The organism is Nonomuraea lactucae, assembly GCF_003313395.1.
In the GTDB taxonomy this organism is placed as follows: Bacteria; Actinomycetota; Actinomycetes; order Streptosporangiales; family Streptosporangiaceae; genus Nonomuraea; species Nonomuraea lactucae.
This window is the reverse complement of record NZ_QNFZ01000786.1, coordinates 1-4,881: the sequence shown is the minus strand read 5'-3', so window position 1 is coordinate 4,881 and position 4,881 is coordinate 1. Positions and strand designations below refer to the sequence as shown.

Genomic DNA, 4,881 nt, shown 5'->3' with positions numbered 1-4,881 from the left:
CGGCCCGGGTCCGTACGGCACGCGCGAGTGGCGGCCGGGCTGGCCGAGCTGGAGCGGTGGCTGGCCGACCAGGTCCGGCAGGGCCTGACGGCGGCGGGCGAGCGCGACTGGGCGGACCTGGCCAGACGCCTCGTGGACGCCCAGGCCCCCGGCGTGGCCGGCGTCGTCTCCCGGCTGGCCCAGGTGCGGGCGGAGGAGGACTGGCCGGTGCGGCTGCTTGAGGAGTACGCCCTGCTCGACCTGCTCGCCGTGGCCTACCGGCGCCGCTTCGAGCTGCCCGAGCCCCTGGCGCAGACGGTCCTGATACGGACGGGGTTCCCGCTCACGCGGGAGGAGGTGCTGGCCGGTCCGGTGCTGCGCGACCACTGGGACGTGCTGGGGCAGCGCGACGAGGTGCACGACAGGCTGACGGCGCGCCGCGTGTGGCTTCGCGGGCGACGGACGGGCAGGGCGGCTCTCGTGCTGTCCTTCGCCCCGGCGGGCCAGCCGCTGGACGCCTCGCTGGTCACGGGCACCACGCTCGACGCCGACCTCGCCTTCTACCCGGGCGCCGCCCCCCTCCGCGCCTTGGTGGCGACCCGCCACTCCACCACGGCCCGCTCCGGCGATCCGGCCGTTCCGGGTGGTCCGGGTGAGGAGGTGGAGGGAGTTCGAAAGGCAGGGGAGCCGCCTGGGGTGTCGCCCGAGGAGGCCTTGGACGAGGTGGCCGGGGCGCTGGCCGGTGACCCGTGGGTGGATTCATGGCCGGTCGTGCTGGCGGGTGTCGTTCCCGGGCGCGCCGGGCTGGGCGGGTTCCCGTTGCATCCGAGGGCACGCGACCCGTGGCGGCTGATCGCCGTCTCCGGAGGGCGTCCCGTCACCGTCGCCGCCGAATGGACGCCGCGAGGGCTGCGCCCCCTGACGGTGTGGGACGGGGAAGGGATGATGGTGATCTTTTGACATCCTCCCTCGCCTGAAGTGAAGGCGGGGGATTCCAACGGCAACTACATCACGAGGAGGAGGTCGCGTTGAGGTTCGCGGTTCGCAGGCCCGCCCGATGGCGCGCCTCCCCGCGCGGCCACCGTGTGCCCCACGGCAGTGTCTTTGATGGTGTCTCTGATGTTCTTCGCCGCGTTGATGTCGGCGTTGTCCCGCCACCCGCAAGCAACACACAGGAAAAGGGCTTGGCTCTCGCGACTCTCCCGGGCCATGTGCTTGCAGGCGTTGCAGGTCTGCGACGTGTAACGCGGGTCGATCTTCCGGACGCGGCCGCAAGCCTTGTGCTCCAGCCGCCTCACCAGCCGCCCCCACCCGGCGGCGAGAATGCTCCGGTTCAGACCCGCCTTCTGCCGGACATTGCGGCCGGGCGCTTCGACGGTGCCCTTCGCCGACCGGGTCATGTTGCCGATCTTCAGGTCTTCGACGGCGATCACATCGAAACGGCGGGCCAGGTCGGTGCTGGTCTTCTCCACCCAGTCCCTGCGCCGGTCGGCCTCGCGCGCCTTCAGCTTCGCGACCGCAGCCTTGACCTTGGCCCGCCGGTTCGAGCCGCGCTTGGCCCTGGCCAGCTTGCGCAGCAACCGCACCAGCCGCGCCTTCTCCGCCTCTCGCAGGGTCGGCGCGCACAGCAGTTCGCCCGTGGACAGCGCGGCCGACACGGCGACGCCCCGGTCCACACCGACGACCTCGCCCGTTCCCGGCACCGGGATCGACTCCGGGATGACGGCGAACGTTACGTGCCAGCGACCCGCCCGATCGAGGGTGATCCGGTAGGATTTCACGCCCCCGGGCACGGCGCGGGACCAGCGGAACCGCACCCAGCCGACCTTGGGAACCTTCACCTCGCCCACGGTGCGGGAGAGGCGGCGCACGTCGCCCGCCTTGACCGCGACGATCCGGAACCCCTCGCCGTGGCCGCGCTTGCGCCAGGTCGGCTTGCGGTGGGTGTTGCCGAAGAAGTTCGCGACCGCCTGGGCGAAGTCCTTGAGCGCCTGCTGCTGCACCACGATCGACCCGCCGCGCAGCCACCCGAACTCCGCCCGCGCCTGCGTCAACTGGCGGCACTGTTCGGCGAACCCCGGCCCGCTCCTACGTCCCGGCCGCCAATGCGCGTGCTGCTCCACGGCGAGGTTCCACACGAACCGGGCATGCCCGCAATGCTCGGCCAGCGCCCGCTCCTGGGCAGGCGTGGGGGAAAGCCGGTAGCGGGACACGCCGATCAACCTACCGATCAACACCGACAAAACCCGGAGACCAACGTGCCCGACCGTTCCGGCTTTCATGCCCGCACTGAAGGACGCAGCCGCCAGCCTGTAGGTGCTCAGTGACCTGGGACGATCTGGCCTCGACGGCCCTGGTGGGCACCGACCGCAGGCCGTACCAGGGCGATCTGCTGGCGGACGCGGCCGTGGAGGTGGCGCGGCGGCGCGCGGGGCGGCGGCTGGTCACTCCGGACGTGCCGCCGCCTGCGCCCGAGGAGGAGCAGGCCACCGTCGGCCGGCGGGCGGGGGAGCGGCTGGTGAGGATCCTGGCAGGCGAGTACGAGCGGCTGCTGCCCGAGTGGCTGGCCGCGGCGGCGGCGACCGGCCGGAGGGTGCCCCCGTACGTGCTGCCCGAACTGCTCGACAGGGGCGGCCGTGACCGGTCGATCCGGGCCCACCTCGGCGTGCTGGCCGGGCAGCGGGGCCGGTGGCTCGCCGGGCAGCACCCCTCCTGGGCCTATCTGCTGGAGGAGCCGACCGGCGAGACGTGGGAGCTGGGCGGCGCCGCCGACCGCCGGGCCCATCTGCGCGGGCTGAGGGCGGCCGACCCCGGAGCCGCCAGACTGCTGCTGGAGAGCACCTGGGAGGAGGAGACACCCGACGACCGGGCCGAGTTCGTCGGGGTGCTGTCCGGCGGGCTGTCGATGGACGACGAGCCGTTCCTGGAGCGGGCGCTCGACGACCGCAGGCGCGAGGTGCGCCAGCAGGCGGCCAACCTCCTCACCCGCCTGCCCGGCTCCCGCCTGGCCCGGCGCATGGCGGGGCGGGCGACGGCCTGCTTCACGGTCACGACCGGCCCGAACGCCGTGATCTCCGTCGAGGCTCCCCTGGCGTGCGACAAGGCGATGGAGCGCGACGGCGTCAGGGCCAAGCCGCCCCGGGGCACCGGTGAGCGCGCCTGGTGGCTGCAGCAGCTCATCGCCCGGGCACCGCTGGCGATCTGGGGGCATGCCCCCGCCCGGCTGCTCGCCATGCGGATACCCGAGTGGGACGGCGAGGTGAAGGCGGGCTGGGTACGGGCCGCCGTCCTGCAGCGCGATCCGGAGTGGGCGCGGGCGATGTTCGCGTGGGACCCGATCGCCGACCTGCTCACCGTTCTCGGGCCCGAGGAGCAGCAGGAGCTCGCCGCGGCGTTCGTGCGCCGGCACGACCACGACAGCCAGCTGATCATGGTGCTGGGCGGGGTGTCGCCGCACTGGCGCGAGGGGCTGGCCACGGCCGTGCTCGCCAAGATCGTCAAGCTGGCGAGCACCCAGCCCTGGAACCTCGGCGAGCTGGTCAAACTGGCCGCGGAGCGCATCGACCCGGCGCTCGGCGAGGCGGCCGAGCGCTTCTCACCGGAGCCGGCCGTGTCGCAGGTCGCCGCCGCGCTGCGATTCCGTGCCGACATGTTGGAGGAGCTTTCATGACAGTCCTGCGCCCGCACGCGGAAGACCAGTACGCGGAGGAGCTGGCCATGCTGGCCAAGGACGACGACCGGCCACGTCCGCCGGGCTGGAGGCTGTCACCGTGGGCGGTGACCGCGTACGTCCTGGGCGAAGGCGAGGGCATCACGCCGAAGTACGTGGGCGCCCGCCGCATCGTCGAGGTGGCCGTCGCCACGCTCGCCACCGACCGGGCGCTGCTGCTGCTCGGCGTGCCGGGCACGGCCAAGACCTGGCTGTCGGAGCACCTGGCGGCGGCGATCAGCGGTGACTCGACGCTGCTCGTGCAGGGCACGGCCGGCACCGCCGAGGAGGCCGTCCGCTACGGCTGGAACTACGCGCGCCTGCTGGCCGAGGGCCCCTCTCTGGAGGCGCTGACCCCGTCGCCGGTGATGCGGGCGATGGCCGAGGGGCGTGTCACGCGGGTGGAGGAGCTCACCAGGATGCCGTCCGATGTGCAGGACGCCCTGATCACCGTCCTGTCGGAGAAGACGCTGCCGATCCCCGAGCTGGGCAGGGAGGTCCAGGCTCAGCGCGGCTTCAACCTGATCGCCACCGCCAACGACCGCGACAAGGGCGTGAACGAGCTGTCCAGCGCGCTGCGCCGTCGCTTCAACACGGTCGTGCTGCCGATGCCCGCCACGACCGAGGAGGAGGTCGACATCGTCGCCCGCCGGGTCGCCCAGCTCGGCCGTTCGCTGGAGCTGCCCGAGACCGGCACGGGCCTGGAGGAGATCCGCCGCGTGGTGACGGTGTTCCGCGAGCTGCGCGCCGGCGTCACCGAGGACGGCCGCACCAAGGTCAAGTCGCCCAGCGGCACCCTGTCCGCGGCCGAGGCGATTTCCGTGCTGACCAGCGGCATCGCGCTGGCCGCCCACTTCGGCGACGGCGTGCTGCGCCCGGCGGACGTGGCCGCCGGGATCGTCGGCGCGGTGGTGCAGGAGCCGGTGTCCGACCGGGTGGTGTGGCGCGAATACCTGGAGACGGTGGTGCGCGAGCGTTCGGGCTGGCGCGACTTCTACCGGGCCTGCCGCGAGGTGTCATGAACGTCTCGGTCCTGGGGGTGCGGCATCACGGTCCGGGGTCGGCGCGGGCCGTGCGGGAGGAGCTGCGGCGGCTGCGCCCCGACGCGATCCTCGTCGAGGGCCCGCCGGAGGCCGACGGCCTCGTGGCGCTCGCGCCGGAGCTGGAGCCGCCGGTCGCGCTGCTCGCGCACG

General features: G+C 73.4%; 5 protein-coding genes. 4 read left to right on the top strand and 1 reads right to left on the bottom strand.

Translation table 11 applies throughout. The features are described 5' to 3' along the window. Positions 1–939 (top strand): SWIM zinc finger family protein (locus DQW85_RS27570; protein WP_113702821.1); only part of this gene is annotated, 939 nt, incomplete at its 5' end. A 44-nt stretch (positions 940–983) separates the two neighbouring features. Here the strand turns inward: DQW85_RS27570 and DQW85_RS27565 are convergent. Next, positions 984–2,216: an RNA-guided endonuclease InsQ/TnpB family protein gene (locus DQW85_RS27565; protein WP_205315450.1), complete on the bottom strand. Its 1,233-nt coding sequence runs from the start codon at positions 2,214–2,216 to the stop codon at positions 984–986. An 86-nt stretch (positions 2,217–2,302) separates the two neighbouring features. Here DQW85_RS27565 and DQW85_RS27560 point away from each other — a divergent pair, with 86 nt between their 5' ends. From DQW85_RS27560 to DQW85_RS47085, 3 genes are all read left to right on the top strand, one after another. Further along, the gene (locus DQW85_RS27560) at positions 2,303–3,649 is read left to right on the top strand and encodes a DUF5691 domain-containing protein (protein WP_240197461.1); all 1,347 of its coding nucleotides are present in this window, start codon (positions 2,303–2,305) and stop codon (positions 3,647–3,649) included. After that, complete coding sequence (locus tag DQW85_RS27555) at positions 3,646–4,710, top strand: ATP-binding protein (protein WP_113702818.1); 1,065 nt, start codon at positions 3,646–3,648, stop codon at positions 4,708–4,710. The genes DQW85_RS27560 and DQW85_RS27555 overlap by 4 nt, the downstream gene beginning before the upstream one ends. Continuing rightward, a partial coding sequence (locus DQW85_RS47085) for a DUF5682 family protein (protein ID WP_240197462.1) occupies positions 4,707–4,881 on the top strand: 175 nt, incomplete at its 3' end. The genes DQW85_RS27555 and DQW85_RS47085, both read left to right, overlap by 4 nt.